Genomic DNA, 22,892 nt, shown 5'->3' on the forward strand with positions numbered 1-22,892 from the left:
TCTTCTGTGACGGGCGTGACGGATCAGGCCGAGGCTTGATTGCCACGTGGTTCCCCCAATCCGTCGCTGCTTCGCAGCGCCACCTTTCCCCCTCCGGAGGGAAAGGAAGGGAGCCTTGCTGGACGACAGTTGATGGCTAAAAAGCTTGGCGCCTTTCCTCTCCCCCGTCGATCGGGGGAGAGGTGGCTCGGCGAAGCCGAGACGGAGTGGGGGTCGACCAGCGCTGCGCTAGACAATGCATGTGCCAAGCTGCCATGCACACTACGGCAAAGACCAGCCGCTTGGAACTGTGCGCGTCCCTAGGCAATTCCGGGCGGAATTGCCTATTGCTTGCGCAGCGACTTGCCTGTCTCCGCGTCGAACAGATGGATGCTCTCTTCCTCGAACGTGTAGCGTACCGGCGCGCGCAACTCCGGGCATTCGCGCGCCGGCACCAGCGCGCTGATCTCCTTGCCGCCGGAGCCGAAGGTCACCAGCGCGTCATTGCCGTGGAACTCGATGAGATCGGCGGTGCCTTGTAAAAGGTTTGCCGTGCCGGCGTGCGCCGTCTTCAGATCCGGAGGCCGAATGCCGAGCACAACGCGATCGCCGTGCTGCAGATGGAAGTCGCCGCCTTGCAGCGACAGCACCGTCCCCGCACCGGTCAGAGTCCAGCCATCCTTGCCCTTGCCGACCGTCACGTCGATGAAATTCATGTTCGGCGTTCCGATGAAGCCGGCCACGAACAGATTGCCGGGACGGCGATAGATCTCCGCCGGCGAGCCGATCTGCTCGATCACGCCATCCTTCAGCAACACGATGCGGTCGGCCAGCGTCATGGCCTCGAGCTGGTCATGCGTGACGTAGACGGTGGTGGTCTTCAGCGACTGGTGCAGCCTGGCGATCTCGACGCGCATATGGTTGCGCAACTTGGCGTCCAGATTGGAGAGCGGCTCGTCGAACAGGAACACTTTCGGCGTCTTGATCATGGCGCGCGCGATCGCCACGCGCTGCTGCTGGCCACCGGAAAGCTCGGTCGGCTTGCGGCCGAGATAGGGCTCCAGCCCGAGCGTCTTCGAGACCGCCTCGACCCGCTGCCTGATCTCGTTCGCCGGCACCTTCTGCCGCTTCAATCCGAAGGCGATGTTGTCGAAGATCGTCATATGCGGATAGAGCGCATAATTCTGGAACACCATGGCGATGCCGCGGTCGCCCGGCTCGAGATCGTTCACCACCTTGCCGCCGATCGACACCTCGCCGCCGCTGATATCCTCCAGCCCGGCCAGCATCCGAAGAAGCGTGGACTTGCCGCAGCCGGACGGCCCCAGGAACACGACGAATTCATGTTCCTCGATCGCGAGGTTGAGATCGCGGATGACGGTCGTGGCGCCATAGGCCTTGTCGACATGGGAGCAAACGATCGCGGACATGCCTTAGCCCTTCTCGCCGGTCAGCAGGATCTGCAGCTTGACGTCCTGCGGCTTGCCTTGGGCGGCGCGCTCGAACGCCTTGATGCTCTCGGAGAAATCATAGGTGCCGGTGATCAGCGGCTTGAGGTCGACCTTGCCCGAGGCGATGAGCTGCAGGGCGCGGTCGAAGATGTTGGCATAGCGGAACACGGTCTCGATGCGCACTTCCTTGGAAATCGCCGCCGGCACGTTGAGCTCGACCGCCTCCACCGGCAGGCCGACCAGCACCACCGCGCCGCCTGGCCGCACCACGTCGAACAGGTTGGCGAAGGCCTTCGGGCTGCCGCTCGCCTCGAACACGATGTCGGCGCCCCAATTGTCGGTGGCCGCCCGCACCGCGTCGACCAGCGATTGTTTGCCGATATCGACCGGCACGATGCCAGGATACTGGGCGGCGATCGCAAGCTTCGGCGCGGAGAAGTCCGAGATCAGCACTTTTGCGCAGCCGCCCGCCAGCGCGGCGAGCGCGATCATGATGCCGATCGGGCCGCAGCCGACGACGACGGCGACATCGCCGGGCACGATGCGCGCGCGCGCCGCCGCCTGCATGCCGATGGCGAAGGGTTCGACCATCGCGCCCTCGGCGAAGGAGACATTGTCCGGCAGCTTGTAGGTAAAGGCCGCCGGATGGACGGCGTAGGGCGCGAGAACGCCATGCACCGGCGGCGTTGCCCAGAAGCGGACGTCCGGGTCGACATTGTAGATGCCGAGCTTGGTCGCGCGCGATGAAAGGTTCGGCACGCCTGGCTCCATGCAGACGCGGTCGCCGACCTTGAGATTCGTGACATTGGCGCCGACCTCGACGATGGTTCCCGAAGCCTCATGGCCGAGCACCATGGGCTCGCGCACGATATAGCTGCCGATGGCGCCGTGCGTGTAGTAGTGCACGTCGCTGCCGCAGACCCCGACCGTGTGGATGGCGATCCTGACATCGTCCGGCCCGACGTCTTGCGGCAGCGCGATCTCGCGCAGCGACAGTTCGCCTTTTTTCTCAAGCACCAGTGCCCGCATCGGGTATCCTCGCATCAACTTTTCTTTTGCCGGAAAACGGAATTCAGGAAGCCGCTCAAAACGCCGAGGAACAAAAGCGGCGGCAGCGACAGAAGCACGACCGAGGCGTTGAGGATTCCCCACGGCACGTTCATGCCTTGCTGGGAGAGCTCGGAAGCCACGATCGGCAGCGTCTTGGCGTTGGAGCTCGACAGCATCAGCGCGATTAGGAACTCGTTCCAGACCAGCACGAAGCTGAAGGCGATGGCGCCGATCAGCGAGCGCGCCGCGACGGGAAGCGCGATCCGCCAGAAGACGGCATAAGCGCCGTAACCGTCGACGAAGGCCGCCTCCTCAATCTCCTTCGGCACGCCCTGGAAGGCGGGAATGGCGAGCCACATGATCACCGATATGGTCAGCAGCGAATAGGTGACGATCAGCGCCGGCAAAGTGTCGTAGAGCCCGACCTGCAGCCAGGTCACCATCAGCGGGATGGCCACCGCCACCGGCGGCAGGAAGCGCAGCGACAGGACGAAGAACTGGATGTCGCCGGCGAAGCGGTTGGGATAGCGCGCCACCGCGTAGGCCGCCGGCAGGCCGAGCACGACGCCGATCAGCACCGCCGAACCGCAGGCGACGACCGAGTTGTAGAGCCCGGTCAGCACGCTGTCGCGGCCGAGGATGTAGCCGATGTTGGCCAGCGTCGGCGTGAAGATCACCTTCGGCACCCGCGTGATGATGTCGACATTGTTCTTCAGCGCGTTGAGCGCCGTCCACAGAAGCGGGAACACGGCCAGGAACCCGGCCAGCGCCAGGATGGCCTTGGCGACCAGACGGCCCGGTCTTATCGGATATGGCTTCATGCCTGCACCCGCTTCCATAGCATGGTGAAGGTGATGACCGTCGCGATCATCATCAGCACCGCCATGGCCGATGCGTAGGAGACCTTGCCGGACTCGATGAAGCCTTGCGAGAAGGCGTACATGTCGAGCGTTTCGGTCGCGACGCCCGGCCCGCCGCGCGTCATCACATAGATCAGGTCGAAGGAGCGCAGCGACTCGATCATCTTGACGAACATCAGGCTGATCAGCGGCGCCTTCAGCATGGGCAAGGTGACGTAGGCGTGGATCTGCCAACGCTTGGCGTGGTCGAGCCTGGCCGCCTCGATCGGCTGCGGCGGCAAGGTTTCAAGCAGCTTCAGCACGATGACGGCGAAGAACAGCCCCCACTGCCAAACATCCACCGAAGCGACCGCGAACAATGCGGTGCCCGGCTTGGACAGCGGATCGAAGATCAGCCCGCCGGTGATCAGCCGGTAGGGATAGGTGGCGATGCCGTAGAGCGGGTGATAGGCGAACTTCCAGACGAAGGCGGCCGAGACGCGCGGCAGAAGCACCGGGATGATGAACAGGAGGCAATAGAAATTGCGCAGGCGTGGGCCGGCGACCTCGAACATCAGCACACCCAGCCCGATCGCCACCACCATCGTCGCTACCACGGTGACGATCTCCCATTTCACCGAAACCCAGACGGCGTTGAGGAAGCGGCGGTCGAGGAAGAGATCGGCGAAGTTCGAGAACCAGACCCATGAGTAACCGGTCGTGCTCAGCTCGCGATTCTGCAAGGCGATGACGATGGCATAGAGCGTCGGCACCATCGACAGCACCAGAAGGATGGCTAAAGTCGGAACCAGAAATGTGACCGGCAGGGAAGAGCGTCGGCGCATGGCCTCCTCGGATTTTTACTGCTGTCTGGTGAACGTCCCGCGGCGCGCAGGTTCCGGCATTCGGACGAATGCCGCGAACCGCGCCCCGCGGGCGGGAGGATTACTTCTTCTTCACCAGCTCGTTGGCATAGGCCTCGAGCTCGTTGAGGCCGCCCTTGATGTCGGTGCGCGTGCCGGTGACCAGCTCTTCCAGGATGATGCCCCAGCGGTCGCCGAGATCCGGCCAGCGCGGATCCTGCCAGAAATTCACCGCCGTCACCTTGCCGGTGTCGGCCAGCGCCTTGCCGAGATCGGCACCGTAGATGTCGGCGAATTCCTTGCTGGAGAGCACGCTGGTGCGGTTCAACTCGCCGAACTGGTGCGCGTCGAGCCGGCGCTTCTCGTTCTCCTTCGACGTCGCCCAGGCGATGAACAGGCCGGCGCATTTCTTCGCGGCGTCATCCGCATTGGCCTTGGTGCCGATGGCAAGCCCATGGCCATAGCCGCCGCCCGGCAGCGGCGAAGGCGGCGGCAGGAAGCCGACCTTGCCGACCACTTGCGAGGTCTTCGGGTCCACCGCCATGCCCGACAGCGGCGTCGATTCGACGAGGATGGCGACCTGGCCGGAGAGGAAGGCGCCGGTCGATTCGTCCCAGCTGCCGGTCTGCGTGCCGGGGGCCGAGTCCTTGAACAGCTTCAAATAAGCCTCGGTCGCCTTCACGGCGGCGTCCGAATTGAAAGCCGGCTTGTCGCCGTCGAACCACTTGCCGCCATAAGCCTTGAAGAACGGCATCCAGCGCCAGACATTGGCGCCCGAGCCGCGTGCGCCGCGCAGCGCGATGCCGTACATGCCCTTGTCGGCATTGGTCAGCTTCGGCACGTCGGCGATCAGCTCGTCCAGCGTCTTGGGCGGCTGGATGCCGGCGGCCTCCAGCACGTCCTTGCGATAGACCATCAGGTCGCCGCCGCCGGTCAGCGGCGCGAACCAGACTTTGCCGTCATAGGTGGCGACCTTCTGGCGGCCCGGATCGAAATCGGCGAAATCGTATTCAGCCGGATAATAATCGGTCAGCGGCGCGATCCAGCCCGAGGAAGCGAACAGCGCGACGTTCGCCTCGTCGACATAGTAGACATTGTAGTTGCCGACGGTCGAGGCGTCGGCGCGCGACTTGGCGCGGCGGTCGTTCTCGTTGAGATAGTCGATCTGGAACGAGGCGCCGGACAACTTCTTGAACTCGTCCTTGGAGTCCTCCAGAAGCGTCAGCCCGTCGCGCGGCTGCGCCAGCACCTTGACCGGCGCCGAGCAGACCGGCGCTTGCGCCAGTGCTGCGGTTGAAACGGAAGCGGTAAGCACGAAAGCTGCACCGAGGCTGGCAGCGAGCCGGGTTGATTTCATTGATGTTTCTCCTCCAGGAACAAGCAAGTCCGCGGGCTAAGCGACCCTCACCGTCGCCCGCATGACTGCGACCCGCCGCCAAAATGAGGAGTTGGAAGGGGCGAGACTAGAAGCCCCGTTGCAGCAGACCTGTACTTTTATGCATTGTGCGGCGCAAAAAATGGCACCGGCAGAGTCTGTCCGTCACATGAGTATCAGTACGATTAGAGCAATTCCAGGAAAGGTGCGCAGCGGTTTTCCGTCCGGAATTGCGATGAAACAAAAGCTAGGTGGCGAAATCAGGCCCGCAGCGTCAGCCGCTGCCGTGACAGCTTGCGGTAGGATGACGGCGTCATCTTGTGCTTGCGCAGGAAGGCGCGGTTGAAGTTCGAGATGTTCATATAGCCGACCTGGAAGCAGATGTCGGTGATCGGGATCTCGGTGTCGGCAAGCAGCTTGCAGGCCTGCCAGAGCCTGAGCTTGGCGACATGGTCGCTGAACGAGTTGCCGGTGTTCTTCTGGAAGAAGCGCGAGAAAGTGCTTTCGCTCATCCCGGCCAACGCCGCCACCTCCGGCAGCTTCAGATCCTCGGCAAAGTGCTGGAACAGATAGGTCAGCGAGCGCTGGATAATATCCAGCGATTCCGCGTCGAGAAGCGGGGAAAAATCCGGCGACGACAGAAGCTCGTATTCCTGGGTGGTGGCCAGAAGGTCCAGCAGTTCGAGGAACATGCGGAACCTTGCCAGCCCATGCACCTCGCCCATTCGTTCCATCAGCTCGGCGCCGTCGAGCGCCGTCTGGCCATGGAAGACCATTCCGCGCAGCGAGCGTTCCAGGAACGGCTCCAGCTCGCGCAGCTCCGGCAGCAGCCCCGAGGAGCCGCGCAGCCGCTCGGGATCGAATTGCAGCACGATATCGCGGCCTTCGATAAGCTCGCCGGGTTGCACCGCCGTCACCCAGTCATGCGGCAGCCCGCCGCCGACGATGGTCAGATAGCCCGGCCCGAACTCGCCGATATGGTCGCCGACCAGCACGACGCCGGACGATTTCCGCAAGAGATGGATTTCGTATTCGGGATGGAAATTCCAGACATTGCGCTCCCACGGATAATCGTCCAGCCGCCACAGGAAGCTCTCGCTCGCCTCCGTCACGATGTGCTCGAAGGCGGGCGCCGTGCGCGGGATCGCGGCTGTGTTCTTTCTGCGCCTGAACGGCATTCGTTCCTCCCGGCATGGCGCGCCGGCTTAATATGCCAGGGCATCCGTAGCAGCCCCCGGCCGGCAAATGAAAGAGGCGTCGCGGAATCCCGGCTCCGCCTGGATCAATCGCTAGCCGGGGCTCGTCCCTTGCCAACATGTCGCATTTCGTTCACAAGGCGACGCAAATGGCGCCATTTTGCGCCATTGTTGTGCGGCTTCCGGCCCTTTGGCCGACGCGCCGTGTTCTGAAAGAGCGGAACAATGTCTGCGATCGAAGCCGGCGCTCGCGCGCCGGAAAACCTTTGGCGTCAGGAAATCAGGGCAACGATCGCGCTCGCCTGGCCGATGGTGCTGACCAATCTCGGCCAGACCGCCATGACCGCGACCGACGTCATGATGATGGGCCGCCTCGGGCCCGATACGCTCGCCGCCGGCGCGCTCGGCTCCAATCTCTATTTCATGCCGCTGATCTTCGGCCTCGGCCTGATGCTGGCGACCTCGCCGATGATGGCGACCGAGCTCGGCCGTCGCCGCCATTCGGTGCGCGACCTGCGCCGCACCGTGCGCCAGGGCCTGTGGCTGGCGATCCTCATCTCGATCCCGATCTGGATTTTTCTCTGGCATGGCGAAGCGGTACTTTTGGCCATGGGCCAGAAGCCGGAGCTCGCGCATGAGGCCGGCATCTATCTGCATTGGCTGCAATGGGCGGTGCTGCCCTTCTATGGCTATATCGTGCTGCGCTCCTTCATCTCGGCCCTGGAGCGCCCGGGCTGGGCATTGATCATCGTTTTCGTCGCGGTCGCCAGCAACGCCTTCTTCAACTGGGTGTTCATGTTCGGCAATCTCGGCGTCAAGTCGATGGGCATTGCTGGCTCCGGCCTCGCCACCGCTCTGTCCAGCATTCTGATGTTCGTCGGCCTGGCGGCGGTGGTGATCAGGGAGAAGAAGTTCCGCCGTTACCGTCTGTTCGGCCGTTTCTGGCGCTCCGACTGGCCGCGCTTCCGCGGCCTGCTCAGGCTCGGCCTGCCGATCGCCGGCATCCTTGCCTTCGAAGTGACGATCTTCAATGCGGCCGCCCTGCTCATGGGGCTGATCGATGCGGATTCGCTGGCCGCCCATGCGATCGCCATCCAGATCGCCTCTATCTCCTTCATGGTGCCGCTCGGGCTCAACCAGGCGGTCACGGTTCGGGTCGGCCTGGCGCACGGCGCCGGCAACCCCGAAGGCGTTTCGCGTGCCGGCTGGACGGCCTTCGTCATCGGCGTCTCGTTCATGGCGCTGATGGGCCTGGTGATGATCCTGTGGCCGCATCTCCTGATCGGCGCCTTCATCGATCTTGCCGATCCGGCCAATGCCAGGGTGATCACGCTTGCCGTGTCCTTCCTTGGGTTCGCGGCGCTGTTCCAGATTTTCGACGGCGCCCAGGCGGTCGCGGCCGGCATGCTGCGCGGGTTGCACGACACCAAGGTGCCGATGATCTATGCGGCGATCGGCTATTGGGGCGTCGGCCTGCCGCTCGGCGTGCTGCTCGCCTTCCATTTCGGCCTCAACGGCGTCGGCATCTGGATCGGCCTGGCCTCGGGACTGGCCGTGGTGGCGGCGCTGCTCCTGGCGCGCTGGCTCCGGCGCGACCGCATCGCGCCGCAGCTCGCCTTCGGGCATTGATCGACAAAGGCTGCGGTCCGGTCGGCGGCCTTTTGGCGGCTCAGCGCGCCCCTGCACGTTGCTCCAGGCGCCGTGCGTATTGCGTCAGCGGGAAGCACATGACGAAGAAGATCAGCGCCACAAGCCCGTAGACCTTGAACGGTTCGAAGGTCGCATTGTTGATGGCGTTGGAAGTCCTGACCAGTTCCTCGAAGCCGATGATTGAGGTCAGCGCCGTCGATTTGATGAGCTGCACCAGGAAGCCGACGGTCGGCGCGCGGGTGATGGCGAAGGCCTGCGGCAGGATGATCAGCCTGAGCTCCTGCAGATAATGCAGCCCGAGGCTGGCGCCGGCGTCCCATTGGCCGCGCGGCAGCGCGTCGACGCCGCCGCGCCAGATCTCGGCCAGATAGGCGCTGGCAAAAAAAGTGAGCCCGAGCGCCGCTGCCGTCCACGGTTCGATACGCAACCCCAGCATCGGCAGCCCGAAGAACATCAAAAAGAGCTGCATCAAGAGCGGCGTGCCCTGGAACAGTGCGATATAACCGGAGGCGATCCGCTTCACCCAGTTGTTCTTGGCGATGCGGAAGAACAGCACCACCAGCCCGACCAGCGCGCCGCCGACGAAGGCGGCGAGCGACAGCAGCACCGTCCAGCGCGCGGCGAGCAGCAGGTTGCGAACGATGTCCCAGAAGGTGAATTCGATCATGACACGCCCGCCCCCAGAACACGGCGGCCGCCGCCGACCAGCAGCCGGCGCAGCCCCATGGACAGGCCGAGATACACCATCGTCACCACGAAATAGGTCTCGAAGGCGCGAAAAGTGCGCGCCTGCAGCATGTCGGCCTCGTAGGTCAATTCGCGCACCGCGATCTGCGACACCACGGCCGATTCCAGCATCATGATGACGATCTGGCTGGTCAGCGCCGGATAGATCACCTTCAGCGCCTGCGGCAGCACGATCTTGACGAACACCTGGCGGGGCCTGAGGCCGAGCGCCAGCGCGGCTTCACTCTGGCCGCGCGGCACGGCGTCGAGCCCGGCGCCGACGATCTCGATCGTATAGGCTGCCATGTTGAGCGTCATCGCCAGCATCGCGGCAAGGATCGGGTCGAGCCTGATCCCGAGCGTGGGCAGCCCGAAGAAGATGAAGAACAGCTGCACCAGGAATGGCGTGTTGCGCATCACCTCGACATAGATGCCGATCGCCAGCTGAAGCGGCTTCGGGCCGTTTCTCTTGCCGGCCGCGCCGAGGATGCTGAGGAACGTGCCCGCCAGCGTGGTGACGGCGATCAGAAGGATCGTCGTCGCCGCGCCGCGCGTGATCGCGCCCACGGCGCCCGCAAGCCAGCCGAAGTCGAGGCTGTAGCCCATGGCGATTGACCTTGTTGGAACAGGCGGAGCGGCTCGGCGCTTTGTCGTGGACTGAGCCGCTCTGGAGATCAATCCTTGAGGTTGTCCGGATTGAGCGGCGTCCTCAGCCAGGCCTTCGAGCTCTCGTCAAGTTTGCCGTCGGCCAGCATCTTGGCGACGGCGTCGTTCACCGCCTTCTTAAGCCGGTCTTCATTCTTGTTGAGGCCGATATGCGAGGGCGAGGTGAGCAGCTGGAATTTCTGCTCCGGCTTCAGCGCATCCTGTTTGGCCAGCACCTGGGCGCCGACATCGTTGCCGACCACCATCAGCTGCGTCTGGCCGGAGATGAAGGCCTGGATGACGGAATTGTAGTTGTCGAAGCGGCGGATGTCGGCCGAAGCCGGTGCTGCCTGGGTCAGCGAGGTATCCTCAAGCGTGCCGCGATTGACGGCGACCGACTTGTCGGCGAGGTCTTCCTTGCCTTTGACGGCAAGCTCGGCCGGGCCGATGACGGCGATGTAGTAGGGCGCGTAGGCGGCGGCGAAATCGATCACCTGCTCGCGCTCCTTGGAGTAGCCGACGCTCATCAGGATATCGACACGCTTGTCGGTGAGATAAGGGATGCGGTTCTGGCCGGTGACGCTGACCAGGTTGAGCTTCACCTTGAGTGTATCGGCGATCGCCTGCGCGACGTCGATGTCATAGCCCTTGATGCTCATATCGGCGCTGGCCGAGGAGAAGGGCGGGAAGTCCGAGAAGATGCCGACATTGATGGCGCCGGCCTTGGTGATGTCGTCGACGGCGTCCGCCTTGGCCTGCGTGGCGAGGCCGGCAGCGCTGAGTATCATCGCCGCTGTGATTACGGATTTCAGTGCGTTGCGAAGTAACATTGTTATTCCCCTGCTGGAAGCTTGTTGTTGAAACCGGCCGCCGGCTCCAGCGCGGCGGTCGTGTTGGGAGAGCAATTCCGGAAGAACGCGGTTTAGGCTTTGCGCCTTGGCCATAGCTTCCGTCCGGAATTGCGCGAGGCATCAGCCCTTCTTGATCGCTGGGCTGAACACCATCAGGCTCAGAATCTCGAACAGGACTTGGGCGCCGACATGGGCGGTGTTGGTGGTCGCGTCATATTGCGGCGCCACCTCGACCACGTCGCCGCCGACGATGTTGAGACCCTTCAGGCCGCGCAGCAGTTCGAGCACCTCGCGCGTCGTCAGCCCGCCGACTTCCGGCGTGCCGGTGCCGGGCGCGAAGGCCGGATCGATGCTGTCGACGTCGAAGGAGATGTAGGTCGGGCCGTCGCCGACGATTTTGCGCGCCTTCTCGATGATGGCCGGGATGCCGAGCCCGGTCACCTCCTCGGCATGCACGACGGTCATGCCGGACTCATAGGTGAATTCCCACAGATATTCGGCCGAGCCGCGGATGCCGATCTGGATCGTGCGCGACGGATCGAGCACGCCGTCCAGCACCGCGTTGCGGAACGGTCCGCCATGGTGGAACTTGGTCATGTCGAACAGCCCGCTGGTATCGCAATGGGCGTCGATATGGATCATGCCGACCGGGGTCTTCTTGCCGACCGCCTTCAGGATCGGATGGCTGATCGAATGATCGCCGCCGACGGAGAGCGGCAGCACGCCGGCGTCGACGATCTGATTGGTCCGCTTTTCAATGTCCTCGTGGCTGATCTCCAGCCGGTAGCGGCTGCGGAACGGCGTGTCGCCGATATCGGCGACGCGCAGCTCATGCGTCGGCGCGCATTCCAGCACATGATTGTAGGGGCCGATGCGCTCGATGGCGCGCAACGCGCGCGGCCCGAAGCGCGAGCCGGGACGGTTGGTGACGCCGAGATCCATCGGCACGCCGATCATCGCCACCTGCAGGTCGCCAAAATCCGGATTGTCGGCCGCGATCTCGCGGTAGGGCGCGGCGAGGAAGGTCGGGATGCCGGAATAGGGGGCGAGGCGTGTGCCCGACTTGTTGAAGATCTTGTCGGCCACCTTGCGGAATTTCGGGTCGAACATCTCGCCGCCATGGCTCTCGCCATATTTGCGGCGCAACGCTTCGAGCTTGCCGCGATCGTAACCCATGTCCGGTCCTCCTGCCTGCCTGCAGCGCTGCCCGTATGGGCGATTTGCCAAGCCAGCCTGTTGTCCGGCTGGATCGCTGTCCGCCGCTGCGTTGCGGATTCCACGTCTCTTGAAGCTGTTTCCGGACAAAAGTGTCGGGCAGCCGCTTTGAAAAATCAATTGATATTGTTAGGGTCTTGGCTGTGAGAAAATCTCACAAAGGAGGAGCCCCTCATGGCCAAGCGCCTGCCGCCGCTGAACCCTCTGCGCGCCTTCGAGGCCACGGCGCGGCACGCCTCGCTGACCAAGGCGGCGGGTGAGCTCAATGTCACGCACGGCGCCGTTAGCCACCAGATCAAGGCACTCGAGCAGTCGCTGGGCGTAAAGCTCTTCGAGCGCAGCGGGCAGCGCGTGAAGCTGACGCCCCATGGCGCGGAGTTCCTGCCGGCGGTATCGGCCGCCTTCGAGGGCATTGCCGCCGCCACCCAGCGCATGACGCGGCCGGCAAGCGCCGGCGCGCTGTCGGTGTCCTGCGTGCCGGCGCTGCTCTTGCTCTGGATGACGCCGCGGCTCGGCTCCTTCACGGCGCAATATCCGGACATCCAGCTGACGCTGATCCCGTCCAACGATCCCAAAGACATCCGCGCCGCGGACATTGACGTCTGCGTGCATTATGGCGACGGCAGCTGGAGCGACTGCTGGATACGCAAGTGGTCCGGCCTGGAGCTGTTTCCGGTTGTCAGTCCGACGCTGATCAACAACCGCCCGATCCGCAGCGTCCGCGACCTCGCCGACCACGTCTTCCTGCATGGCGACGATGGCCGTGAATGGCACACCTGGCTGGCCGCCGCCGACGCGCTCGATCTGGAACGCGGCCGCCGCCACCGTCTGGGCGATGCCCGCATGGCGACGGAGGCCGCCGTGCACGGCCATGGTGTGGCGCTCGGCGATTCCGTCACCGCGCGCGCCTTGCTCGCCAGGGGCATGCTCGTGGCGCCCTTCAGTTTGTCGGTTCCGGCGGTCGACGATTTCTACGTCGTCTGCCGCAACGAGATGCGCTCGGCGCCGATCGTTCAGCTCTTCATCGACTGGCTGTTCGCCGAGAAGGAGCAGGACGAGGCCCGCGCCGATGCGCCGGTCGCCGGCCGCGTGCCGAGCCGCAGAAAACGCCCCGCCCTCAAGGTCATAGGCGCCAGGACCGCGTCCTGATGGCTGGACTTGCATAGCTGCTTTTTGTCGGGCCAGCTTGCAAAGCAGCAAGCGCGTTCGAAAATACGGTGCTAAGAGGCAGTTGCTAAAGCAATTCCGCGCAACGGGGTTCCGTCCGGAATTGATCGAACAAGGATTTGAAGCGTGGCGCCCGCGTTTCCGTGCGTTGTGCGTTATGGGTGAGCGAGCATGGCAAAGACCGATATAGCGCGGCGCGTCTACAACCACACCTGGAAGCTCGACCCGATCGTCCGCAGCCTGCTGGACACCGACTTCTATAAGCTTCTGATGCTGCAGATGATCTGGGGCATGTATCCCAAGGTCGATGCCACTTTCTCGCTGATCAACCGCACCACCTCGGTGCGGCTGGCCGATGAGATCGATGAGGGCGAGTTGCGCGAACAGCTCGACCACGCCCGCACATTGCGTTTCTCGAAGAAGGAGATGATCTGGCTGGGCGGCAACACCTTTTACGGCCGCAAGCAGATCTTCGAGCCGGAATTCCTCGCCTGGCTCGAGAATTTCCGCCTGCCCCAATACGAGCTTTCCAGGCGCGACGGCCAGTTCGAGCTCTCCTTCGCCGGGCCCTGGATGTACACAACGCTCTGGGAAATCCCGGCACTTGCGATCATCAACGAGCTGCGCTCGCGAGCGGCGATGCGCTCCTTCGGCCCGTTCGCGCTCGACGTGCTCTACGCCCGCGCCAAGGCCAAGATGTGGGCCAAGACCGAGCGGCTGAAGGCGCTGCCCGGCATCCGTATTTCCGACTTCGGCACAAGACGCCGCCATTCCTTCCTGTGGCAGCGCTGGTGCGTCGAGGCGCTGAAGGAAGGCATCGGCGATGCCTTCACCGGCACCTCCAACGTGCTTCTGGCCATGGATAACGACCTCGAGGCTTTGGGCACCAATGCGCATGAATTGCCTATGGTCTTCGCGGCGCTTGCCAATTCCGAGGAGGAGCTGAGGCAGTCACCCTACAAGGTGCTGCAGGACTGGCAGCGCTACTATGGCGGCAATCTGCTGATCGTGCTCCCCGACACTTTCGGCACCGCCGCGTTCCTGCGCGATGCGCCGGACTGGATCGCCGATTGGACCGGCTTCCGGCCGGACAGCGCGCCGCCGATCGAAGGCGGCGAGAAGGTCCTCTCCTGGTGGCGTGAGAAAGGCAGGGATCCCAAGCAGAAGCTGCTCATCTTCTCCGACGGCCTGGAAGTTGAGACAATCGAGGAGACCTACAAGCATTTCCGCGGCAAGGTGCGCATGTCCTTCGGCTGGGGCACCAACCTCACCAATGATTTTGAGGGTTGCGCGCCGACCGAAACCAAGAGCCTCGACGCCATCTCGCTCGTCTGCAAGGTCAGTGAAGCCAATGGCCGGCCGGCGGTGAAGCTGTCGGACAACCCCGCCAAGGCGACCGGGGACGAGAAGGAGATCAAGCGGTATCTCAGGATTTTTGGCGAGAAGGGCCGGGTGGAGCAGCTGGTGAAGGTGTGAGGCTTAAGGCCCGGACGAATGGAATTCCCGGATAAGCCGAGTTCCTTCGCGCCCCCCTCTGTCCTGCCGGACATCTCCCCCTCTAGGGGGGAGATTACGCTGTCATCTCCGCTTTCGCCAATCTCCGACGTCGCAGGAGGAGAGCTGGCGCCGAAACTGCTAATCTCCCCCCAAGAGGGGGAGATGCCCGGCAGGGCAGAGGGGGGCGCCGTAGAGCGCCAACGTTGGAGGTTGGCCTTTCTCGCAACTCCCTTGGCGGCCACTCTCCCCACGCACTCCTTCGCCCATGCCTCCGACCGCGGCCACGTCCTGCTCCTCCCGACCGGTTACTACATCGCCGGCGGCGCGCTGGCGGTGGCCGTCAGCTTCCTCGTGCTGGCGCTGCTGCCGCCTGCCGCCCTCGATCGTTTCTGGCGTCGGCGTCTACCCCTATTTGCCTTCAGCGACACCCCCCGCATCGTCGTCAGCCTGATTTCATTTGCCGGCTTTGCGCTTCTCATCGCTGCCGGTCTCTCCGGCAGTCGCGACCCGCTTTCCAACCCTCTCCCACTGGTGATTTGGACGCTGCTCTGGGCCGGCTTCACCCTGCTGCAGGGCATGCTCGGCGACCTGTGGGCGTGGCTCAACCCATGGTATGGGCCCTGGCGCGTCGTGAGCCGGCTTGTGGGCGACCGATGGAGCGAAGCCCAGCCGTCACATCTGCCGTTAAGACTCGGCTACTGGCCGGCCTTCGTGCTGTTCTTCGCCTTCACCTGGTTCGAGCTGATCGATCCGGCACCCGACGATCCGGCCCGCCTGGCCCTTGCCGCCGGCCTCTACTGGCTGGCCAGCCTCGTCGCGATGCTCATCTTCGGCTACGACCCCTGGAGCAAGCGCGGAGAATTCCTCACTGTCTTCTTCGCCATGGTCGCCCGCTTCGCGCCTGTCGAACGTCTCGATGGTCGGCTCTCGCTCTGCTGGCCCGGTGCGAAGCTGCTTGCCGGCGACCCGCTGCCGCTGAGCGGCACGGCTTTCCTCCTGCTGGCGCTTTCTTCAGTGTCCTTCGACGGCCTGTCGAAGACCTTCTTCTGGCTCAGCCTGTTCGGCGTCAACCCGCTGGAATATCCCGGCCGCACCGCGCTGGTCGGCATCGGCAGCTTCGGCCTCGTGCTGACCCTTGTCCTGCTCGCGGCGGTGTTCGCTTTGGCCGCCTTTCTTGGACAGCGCCTCGCCGGCGATGCGCAGTCGTTCGCAAAAGCCGCCGGCCTGCTGGTCTGGTCGATCGTGCCGATCGCGCTCGCCTATCATGTCGCGCATTACCTCGCCGTGCTCCTGGTCGACGGCCAGTATGCGCTGGTCGCGCTCTCCGATCCTTTCGCGCTCGGCTGGAACCTGTTCGGTACCGCCAACAGGATGGTCGAGGCCGGCGTAGTCGCCGGCGCCGAGTCCGCCTGGTGGCTGTGGAACCTGCAGGCCGGCGTCATCATCGCCGGCCATGTGCTGGCGGTCCTCGTCGCGCATGGCCTTGCCTGGCGTCTTCATCCTCAGCCGTCGCGCGCAGCGCTCAGCCAGCTTCCACTCACGCTGCTGATGATCGCCTACACAATGTTCGGCCTGTGGCTGCTTGCCACGCCGACGGCGGGATGAGACAAGGGCCGCCGCCATGACGCGAGGGAAGCTAGCTTGCCACGTCGCGGCTTTGGTGATTTAGTTTGTACACATGCAATTTTCCCATCCCTCGGAAGGGGATGGCTTAGCCGCCTTATCGCTGGTCAAGACTGAAAAAAACAGGGGAACCGACATGGCTGACAAGAACGGATTTTTCGACCTCTCCAAGACGACGCTGTCGCGCCGCACCGCGCTGAAGGGTATCGCCGCCGGGGCCGGCCTGGCGCTGGCGCCGGGCTTCGTCCGTTACAGCCAGGCGCAGAGCTCGGCGCCGATCAGAATAGGCTTCCAGTTGCACCGCACCGGCATCGGAGCCGCCTATGGTCGCTGGTACGAGAAGACGAGCGCCGCCGCTGTCAAGGCGATCAACGACGCCGGCGGTATCGGCGGCCGCAAGGTCGAGCTGGTCATCGAGGATGACGGCACCGATCCGGCGCGCGGCGCCGAGGTGGTCAACAAATTCGCCAAACAGCATAAGACCGACATCGTCTTCGGCACCTTGTTCTCGCATGTCGTGATCGGCTCGGCGCCCGCCGCCGGCGAGAACAAGATCCCCTATTTCGTCGTCAGCGAAGGCCATCACGTCGCCTCCACCAAGCTTAACCGCTACGTCTTCCAGCCCGGCATCACCGACGTGAAGAGCCAGATCCAGTCGATGGCGCCGTGGATCGCGGCGAACGCGGGCAAGAAGGTGACGCAGATCTTCCCCGACTTCGCCTTCGGCTACGACCATCGCGACTACCTGCCGCCGGCGCTGAAGGCGCAGGGCGCCGACGTGATCGCCCAGATCGCCATCCCGCCGACGGAGAGCTCCTTCACAAAGTACTTCCCGCAGATCCCGGCCGAGACCGAGGTGATCTACCATGTCATGGTCGGTCCGGCCGTGCTCACCTTCGTCAAGGAGCTCGGCGAATTCTATGGTTCGCAACGGCCGCAGCTCTTCGGCTTCATCGACTCGCTCGAAGCCGTCGACATCAACAGCCCCGGCCTCGAATTCCTCGACGGCAGCCATTTCTGGGAAGGCTCTCCGCGCTATGCGCAGCCTGACGATTCTGCGGCGCAGAAAGCCTACCGCGCCGCGGTCGGCATCGACGACAACGGCGCCGCGGTCGGCGACCCCAAGGACGTCTCCACCGCCGCCCACATGTTCGGCTGCTGGGAAACGCTCTACGTGGTCAAGAAGGCGATGGAAGACGCCGGCTACAAGGGACCCGAAGACCGCGCCAAGCTGGTCGAGGCGACCGAGGCGCTGAAGGAGTTCGCCGAAGGGCCGGAGCATCCGCAGGGACCGAAGACCTTCAACGGCAAGATCCACCAATGCTTCGGCGTCCAGAACATCTCCAAGGTCGAAGGCGGCAAGCTTAAGGTCGTCCACAAGACCAAGATCGAGGACGGTCTCTACGAGCCGGAAGGGGACTACACGACGCAGGCGCTGTGAGCTTAGCTGCTCCTGCAAACGTGAGCGCCAAGGCACCCCCCTCTGGCCTGCCGGCCATCTCCCCCGCAAGGGGGGAGATCGGCAGTTCGTGCGGCAGCGCCTATTTTCTTCCTTTTGAGATTGGCGAAGCCTTAGGTGAAGGCCAATCTCCCCCCTTGAGGGGGAGATGCCCGGCAGGGCAGAGGGGGGTGCCTCGCGCATCCGTTGGTGCTTAGCATATGCACTTCGGACCCCATCTCCTCCTCGCCGCCCTCGAAGGCCTCGTCACCTCCGCCGTGCTGGCGCTGACGGCGCTTGGCCTGTCTCTGGTGTTCGGCGTCATGCGCGTCGTCAATGTCGCGCATGGCGAGTTCTTCATGCTGGGCGCGGTGCTCGCCTGGGCGGTTTCGACGGCGATTTCCGGCCACCCCGCGATCGGTTTCATCGCCGCGCTGGTGATCGCGCCCTTGCTGGTCGGGCTGGTCGCGCTGATTGCCGAACGCCTGGTGCTGCGCCGGCTCCACTACAATCCCGAAGGCACCATCGTCGCCACCATCGGCATGCTCTACATCATCCAGCAGCTGGCGCTGACCTTCTATGGTCCCGAGGCGCGCCCGGTCGAGCCGCCTTTCAGCTATCGCATTCTCCTGCCTTGGTTCGGCTATTCCGGCTACAAGCTCTCGGTGGTCGCCGCCTCCGCCATTCTGCTGGTCATCACCTGGCTGGTGCTGACGCGAACGAAGATCGGCCTGATCATGCGGGCAACCCAATATGACCGCGAGACGGCGCAGGCCTTCGGCATCCCGGTCGAACGCGTCTATGCCGGCGTCTTCGCCATCGGCGCCATGCTGGCGGCGATCGCCGCGGTGCTGATCGTGCCGATCAGCCAGGCGCATTACCTGATGGGGCAAGACCCGCTGCTGCTCTCCTTCATCGTGGTCATCATCGGCGGCCTGGGATCGCTGCGCGGCACCGTGGTGGCCGCCGTCCTGATCGGCCTTTCCGACGGCATCATCTCGATGTTCTTCTCGCCGACCCTGGCCAAGATCATCGCCACGCTGGTCGTCGCCATGGTGCTGGTGTTCCGGCCGCAAGGCCTGTTCGGGACCACGCCGCGATGAGGGATGCTTCACCGGCAAAGACCTATGCGCTGCATGTCGGCGTCATCGCGCTTCTCTTCGCGCTGAACTTCGTCCTGCCGGACTACCACCAGGGCCTGTTCGCCCGCATCATGGCGCTCGCCGTCTTCGCCATGGGCTACAATCTGCTCTTCGGCTATGTCGGCCTGCTCAGCCTCGGCCATGCCATGTTCTTCTCGGCCGGCCTCTACGGCGCCGGCTTGACCGTCTATCACCTCGGCTGGGGCGTGCCGGCAGCTTTTGTCGCCGGCGTCGCCTGTGGCGCGCTGCTCGCCTTGGTCATCGGCCTGCTGGCGCTGCGCACCTCCGGCGTCGCCTTCATGATCGTCACCATGATGTTCGCTCAGGTCTTCTATCTGCTCATCCTCTATTTCGCCGCCTGGACAGGCGGCGACCAGGGCTTGGTCATCCAGCAGGCGTCGCGGGTGATCGCGATCGGCGGCGCATCCTTCGACCTGACCGACCCGACCGTGCGCTACATGAGCGCGCTGGCGCTTTTCTCGATCATTCTGCTCGTCACCTTAGCCGTCGTCCGCTCCCGCTTCGGCCGCGTGCTGGTCGCCATTCGCGAGAATGAGGAGCGCACCAAGATGCTCGGCTACGACACAGTCGCCAACAAGCTCGCCGCGGTCATCGCCTCCGGCGCCATCTGCGCGGCCTCGGGCGCGGCCTATGCGCTGCTGTTCGGCTATGTCGGCTCGAGCTTCGCTTCCGTGCAATATTCCATCCTGCCGCTGCTCTGGGTCCTGCTCGGGGGTGCCGCGACCACGCTCGGGCCGCTCGTAGGCACGCTGTTCATGTACTATGTCACCGACATCACCAGCGGCTTCACCTCCGCCTATCTGCTGATTGTCGGCGTGGCGCTCATCCTGTTGGTGCTGTTCTTCCCGAAAGGCATTCTGGGCAGCATCCGCGAGCGCTGGCTGAGGTGGTTGCCATGACGCCGCTGCTTACCACCAAGGGCCTGTCGCGTCATTTCGGCGGCCTGCGCGCGGTCGACGGCGTCGACTTCGCGCTGATGCCGGGCGAGATTCGCGCCATCATCGGCCCGAACGGCGCCGGCAAGACCACCTTCGTCAGCCTGCTTTCAGGCCGCATCCGGCCGTCCTCCGGCATGGTCGTCTTCGACGGCGCCGACATCACCGCCATGCCGGCTTACAAAAGGGTTCGCCTCGGCGTCGCCTATACATTCCAGATCACCAGCGTCTTCGCCAATCTCACCGCCTTCGATAATGTCGCGCTGCCGGTGCAGCGCACGTTGACCGACGGCCGCACGAATGGCCAGGTGAGAAGCGGCGTGATGGCGGCACTCGAACGGACCGGTCTCGCCGACCGCGCCGGCACGCTTGCCGGGCAGCTTTCCTATGGTCACCAGCGCCTGCTCGAAGTCGCGATGGGCCTGGCGCTGAAGCCGCGCCTGCTGATCCTCGATGAGCCGACGCAAGGCTTGGCCGACAGCGAGATCGACAATTTCATCATGCTGGTGCGCGAGATCGCCAGGGACGCCACGGTGCTTTTGATCGAGCACAACATGCCGGTGGTCATGCAGCTTGCCGACCGCATCACCGTCTTCAATTCGGGAAAGATCCTCGCCGAGGGCACGCCGGAGCAGATCCGCGCCAACACCGAGGTGCAGGACGCCTATCTCGGAGCGACCCATGGCTGACTCCGTTAGAACCAATGGCGGATTGCTCACCATTTCCGGCCTCGATTGCTTCTACGGCGAGGTGCAGGTGCTCTACGGCCTGGACCTCACGCTGAACAAGGGCGAGGTGCTTTGCCTGTTTGGCCGCAACGGCGCCGGCAAGACGACGACGCTGAAGGCGATCATGGGTGTGGTTCCGGCGGCTGCCGGCTCGATCAGGCTGGACGGCAAGGAACTGACCGGGCTCGCCGCGCATGACGTGCCCAAAGCCGGCGTCGCCTATGTGCCGCAGGGCAGGCGGCTGTTCGCCGAGATGACGGTGGCGGAAAACATCGAGATCGGCCTGATGGCGCGCGGCAAGGGCAAGCAAACCCGCGAGAGCGTGCTCGATCTCTTCCCTTTGCTCAGGGAGCGGCTGAGGCAGCGCTCCGGCACGCTCTCGGGCGGCGAGCAGCAGATGCTGGCGATGGCCCGCGCGCTCTGCCTCGAGCCGCAAGTACTGCTGCTGGACGAGCCGACCGAAGGGCTGATGCCGTCGATGATCGCCAAAATCCGCGAGACGGTGGCGAAGCTGCGCGAGCTTGGCGTTTCGACGATCCTGGTCGAGCAGCGCGTCGACGCCGTGCTCTCGGTCGCCGACCGCGTCTCGTTCATCGAGAACGGCCGCAAGCGCGAGACGGTAGAGGTCGAAGCACTGCGCGCCGACCCGTCGGCGGTGCGCAGGTATGTGGGGGTGGGATAGGGCGCCGAATGCGCGTCGGTGCCAAGACTATCGGCGGCTGCGCTGCCCCTCATTGCCCTACCGGGCATTTCTCCCCGTGAACGGGGAGAAAGAAGCTGGCCGCGACCTCGGCGGTCATTCTGCAACGTTGGTGATTGGCGAAATCGGCGATGCCAGCCCCCTTCTCCCCGTTCACGGGGAGAAGATGGCGGCAGCCAGATGAGGGGCAGCGCCGGCGGTGGAAATTGAGTAGCTCAGCTCAACTAAAAAACAAAATCCCCGCAACCAAGAACGTCGGGATCAGCACCAGCCCCGACCACGCCATATAGCCGAAGAAGCCGGGCATCTTGAAGCCGCGATGCCGGGCGATGGCGAAGACCATGAAGTTCGGCGCATTGCCGATATAGGTGTTGGCTCCCATGAACACGGCGCCCGCCGAGATCGCGGCCAAAGTCGAGGCGGCCTCGGTCATCAAGTGGTGCGCCTCGCCGCCGGCAAGCTCAAAGAACACCAGATATGTCGGCGCATTGTCGAGAAACGACGACAACGCCCCGGTCAGCCAGAAATAGGCGAGATTGTTCGGCTGGCCGTCGGCGGATGTGACCAGGGCCACCAGCGGCGCCAGCGCGCCGTTATGGCCGGCCCGCAGGATGGCGATCACCGGCACGATGCAGGTGAAGATGCCGGCAAAGAGCTTCGCCACCTCGGCGATCGGCTCCCAGGTGAAGCCGTTCGCCTCGCGGTGGCTCTTGTACGACACCTTGAGGGACAGCAAGGCGAGCGCCATGATGATGGCGTCGCGCACCAGGTTCTGCAACTCGAGGCCGACGCTGAGGATCGGGATGCTGACGCCCGGCTTCCAGCTCGCCGAAAGCAGGATCGCGCCGATCACGCCGGCAAGCAGCGGCAAATTGGCGAGGCCGCGCAGGCGCACCTTCGTGTCCGGCGTCGGATCCTTGATCTTCGGCATGCCGCCTTCGCGGCGATGCAGCATGATGTCGAGCGCCAGGAAGACGGTGAGCACCAGCCCGCCGCTGAACAGCGTCTCGCGCCACAGATTCGCGGTCGTCCAGAAGAAATCGACGCCGCGCAGGAAGCCGACGAACAGAGGCGGATCGCCAAGCGGCGTCAGCGAGCCGCCGATGTTGGAGACCAGGAAGATGAAGAAGATCACCACATGCGCGTTGAACGGCCGGTTGTCATTGGCGCGCAGCATCGGCCGGATCAGGATCATCGAGGCGCCGGTGGTGCCGATCACCGAGGCAAGCAGCGCACCGATGAGCAGCAGGCCGGCATTGACGAGCGGCGTGCCATGGATATTGCCGGCAAGCAGGATGCCGCCCGAGATGGTGTAGAGCGCGAACAGGAGGATGATAAAGGACAGATATTCGGTAAGCAGCGTGTGCAGCACCGCTTCGCCTGCCGATGGAAGGCCGAAGGCGATCGTCAGCGGCACCACCGCCAGCATGGCCCAGGCAGCGGCGATCTTGCCGTAATGATGCTCCCACGCATGCGGGAAAAGCAGCGGTCCGGTCGCGATCGACAACAGCAGGCCGGCAAAAGGCAATCCCCACCACAGCGGCATCGCGGCGCCCGGCAGCCCGTGAATTTCGGAGGCGAAAGCCTGGACCGGAAGCAGCATCGCGATGGCGAGCGCGATGAATGCGAAAAGCTCCTTCCTTCGGCCGCGGCGCGCCCTCCCCTTCTCCCCTTGTGGGAGAAGGTGGATCGGCGCGTAGCGCCGAGACGGATGAGGGGTGTTCCAGCGGAGTGAGGCGCTGGCGTTCCCTGGAACACCCCTCATCCGTCGCCTTCGGCGACACCTTCTCCCACAAGGGGA

20 protein-coding genes are annotated in these 22,892 nt (G+C 64.2%); 9 read left to right on the top strand and 11 right to left on the bottom strand.

Annotated elements, in window-relative coordinates; genetic code table 11:
- Window positions 1-323: 323 nt before the first annotated feature.
- The 6 genes from LB538_RS19070 to LB538_RS19095 form a co-directional block, all read right to left on the bottom strand.
- The gene (locus LB538_RS19070) at window positions 324-1,409 is read right to left on the bottom strand and encodes an ABC transporter ATP-binding protein (RefSeq protein WP_224531616.1); all 1,086 of its coding nucleotides are present in this window, start codon (window positions 1,407-1,409) and stop codon (window positions 324-326) included.
- Between the two features lie 3 nt (window positions 1,410-1,412).
- Window positions 1,413-2,459: an NAD(P)-dependent alcohol dehydrogenase gene (locus LB538_RS19075; protein ID WP_224531618.1), complete on the bottom strand. Its 1,047-nt coding sequence runs from the start codon at window positions 2,457-2,459 to the stop codon at window positions 1,413-1,415.
- A gap of 14 nt (window positions 2,460-2,473) precedes the next feature.
- Entirely contained in the window at window positions 2,474-3,319 is an 846-nt protein-coding gene (locus LB538_RS19080) for a carbohydrate ABC transporter permease (RefSeq protein WP_224531623.1), read from the bottom strand.
- Complete coding sequence (locus tag LB538_RS19085; RefSeq protein WP_224531626.1) at window positions 3,298-4,164, bottom strand: carbohydrate ABC transporter permease; 867 nt, start codon at window positions 4,162-4,164, stop codon at window positions 3,298-3,300. Before LB538_RS19085 ends, LB538_RS19080 begins: the two co-directional genes overlap by 22 nt.
- 100 nt (window positions 4,165-4,264) lie before the next feature.
- Complete coding sequence (locus tag LB538_RS19090; RefSeq protein WP_140846400.1) at window positions 4,265-5,539, bottom strand: ABC transporter substrate-binding protein; 1,275 nt, start codon at window positions 5,537-5,539, stop codon at window positions 4,265-4,267.
- Window positions 5,540-5,817: 278 nt separating this feature from the next.
- Window positions 5,818-6,735, bottom strand: coding sequence for an AraC family transcriptional regulator (locus tag LB538_RS19095; RefSeq protein WP_140846401.1), 918 nt, complete (start codon window positions 6,733-6,735; stop codon window positions 5,818-5,820).
- Window positions 6,736-6,978: 243 nt separating this feature from the next.
- Between LB538_RS19095 and LB538_RS19100 the strand changes: the two genes are divergently transcribed.
- Window positions 6,979-8,382 (top strand): MATE family efflux transporter, encoded by a 1,404-nt coding sequence (locus LB538_RS19100; protein WP_224531627.1) that lies wholly within the window; start codon window positions 6,979-6,981, stop codon window positions 8,380-8,382.
- 40 nt (window positions 8,383-8,422) lie between these two features.
- Here LB538_RS19100 and LB538_RS19105 read toward each other — a convergent pair whose 3' ends face one another.
- From LB538_RS19105 to speB, 4 genes are all read right to left on the bottom strand, one after another.
- The gene (locus LB538_RS19105; protein ID WP_224531630.1) at window positions 8,423-9,070 is read right to left on the bottom strand and encodes an amino acid ABC transporter permease; all 648 of its coding nucleotides are present in this window, start codon (window positions 9,068-9,070) and stop codon (window positions 8,423-8,425) included.
- Complete coding sequence (locus tag LB538_RS19110) at window positions 9,067-9,735, bottom strand: amino acid ABC transporter permease (RefSeq protein WP_224531632.1); 669 nt, start codon at window positions 9,733-9,735, stop codon at window positions 9,067-9,069. Before LB538_RS19110 ends, LB538_RS19105 begins: the two co-directional genes overlap by 4 nt.
- A 68-nt stretch (window positions 9,736-9,803) precedes the next feature.
- The gene (locus tag LB538_RS19115; protein ID WP_224531634.1) at window positions 9,804-10,604 is read right to left on the bottom strand and encodes a transporter substrate-binding domain-containing protein; all 801 of its coding nucleotides are present in this window, start codon (window positions 10,602-10,604) and stop codon (window positions 9,804-9,806) included.
- 141 nt (window positions 10,605-10,745) lie between these two features.
- Window positions 10,746-11,801: an agmatinase gene (gene speB, locus LB538_RS19120; RefSeq protein ID WP_224531636.1), complete on the bottom strand. Its 1,056-nt coding sequence runs from the start codon at window positions 11,799-11,801 to the stop codon at window positions 10,746-10,748.
- A 213-nt stretch (window positions 11,802-12,014) separates the two neighbouring features.
- Between speB and gcvA the strand changes: the two genes are divergently transcribed.
- The 8 genes from gcvA to LB538_RS19165 all read left to right on the top strand — a co-directional run bounded on the left by gcvA (window position 12,015) and on the right by LB538_RS19165 (window position 21,073).
- The gene (gene gcvA, locus LB538_RS19125; protein ID WP_095768121.1) at window positions 12,015-12,989 is read left to right on the top strand and encodes a transcriptional regulator GcvA; all 975 of its coding nucleotides are present in this window, start codon (window positions 12,015-12,017) and stop codon (window positions 12,987-12,989) included.
- Between the two features lie 189 nt (window positions 12,990-13,178).
- The gene (pncB, locus tag LB538_RS19130; protein WP_224531638.1) at window positions 13,179-14,483 is read left to right on the top strand and encodes a nicotinate phosphoribosyltransferase; all 1,305 of its coding nucleotides are present in this window, start codon (window positions 13,179-13,181) and stop codon (window positions 14,481-14,483) included.
- 183 nt (window positions 14,484-14,666) lie between these two features.
- Window positions 14,667-16,109 carry a hypothetical protein gene (locus LB538_RS19140; RefSeq protein ID WP_224531641.1) on the top strand — a complete coding sequence of 481 codons (1,443 nt, stop codon included), beginning with the start codon at window positions 14,667-14,669 and terminating at the stop codon, window positions 16,107-16,109.
- Between the two features lie 154 nt (window positions 16,110-16,263).
- Window positions 16,264-17,568, top strand: coding sequence for an ABC transporter substrate-binding protein (locus LB538_RS19145; RefSeq protein ID WP_224531642.1), 1,305 nt, complete (start codon window positions 16,264-16,266; stop codon window positions 17,566-17,568).
- Window positions 17,569-17,786: 218 nt separating this feature from the next.
- On the top strand, window positions 17,787-18,668 hold the full coding sequence (locus LB538_RS19150) for a branched-chain amino acid ABC transporter permease (protein ID WP_224531644.1): 882 nt from the start codon (window positions 17,787-17,789) through the stop codon (window positions 18,666-18,668).
- Window positions 18,665-19,627 carry a branched-chain amino acid ABC transporter permease gene (locus LB538_RS19155; RefSeq protein WP_224531646.1) on the top strand — a complete coding sequence of 321 codons (963 nt, stop codon included), beginning with the start codon at window positions 18,665-18,667 and terminating at the stop codon, window positions 19,625-19,627. The genes LB538_RS19150 and LB538_RS19155 overlap by 4 nt, the downstream gene beginning before the upstream one ends.
- On the top strand, window positions 19,624-20,352 hold the full coding sequence (locus LB538_RS19160) for an ABC transporter ATP-binding protein (protein WP_224531647.1): 729 nt from the start codon (window positions 19,624-19,626) through the stop codon (window positions 20,350-20,352). Before LB538_RS19155 ends, LB538_RS19160 begins: the two co-directional genes overlap by 4 nt.
- A complete protein-coding gene (locus LB538_RS19165; RefSeq protein ID WP_224531649.1) occupies window positions 20,345-21,073 on the top strand; it encodes an ABC transporter ATP-binding protein in 729 nt (242 codons plus the stop codon). Before LB538_RS19160 ends, LB538_RS19165 begins: the two co-directional genes overlap by 8 nt.
- A gap of 238 nt (window positions 21,074-21,311) precedes the next feature.
- On the opposite strand, the gene LB538_RS19170 is transcribed toward LB538_RS19165, so the two are convergent.
- Window positions 21,312-22,694, bottom strand: a complete 1,383-nt coding sequence (locus tag LB538_RS19170; protein WP_224531651.1) for a sodium:proton antiporter — start codon at window positions 22,692-22,694, stop codon at window positions 21,312-21,314.
- Window positions 22,695-22,892 lie beyond the last annotated feature (198 nt).

This window comes from Mesorhizobium sp. Ca11, from assembly GCF_020165275.1.
In the GTDB taxonomy this organism is placed as follows: Bacteria; Pseudomonadota; Alphaproteobacteria; order Rhizobiales; family Rhizobiaceae; genus Mesorhizobium.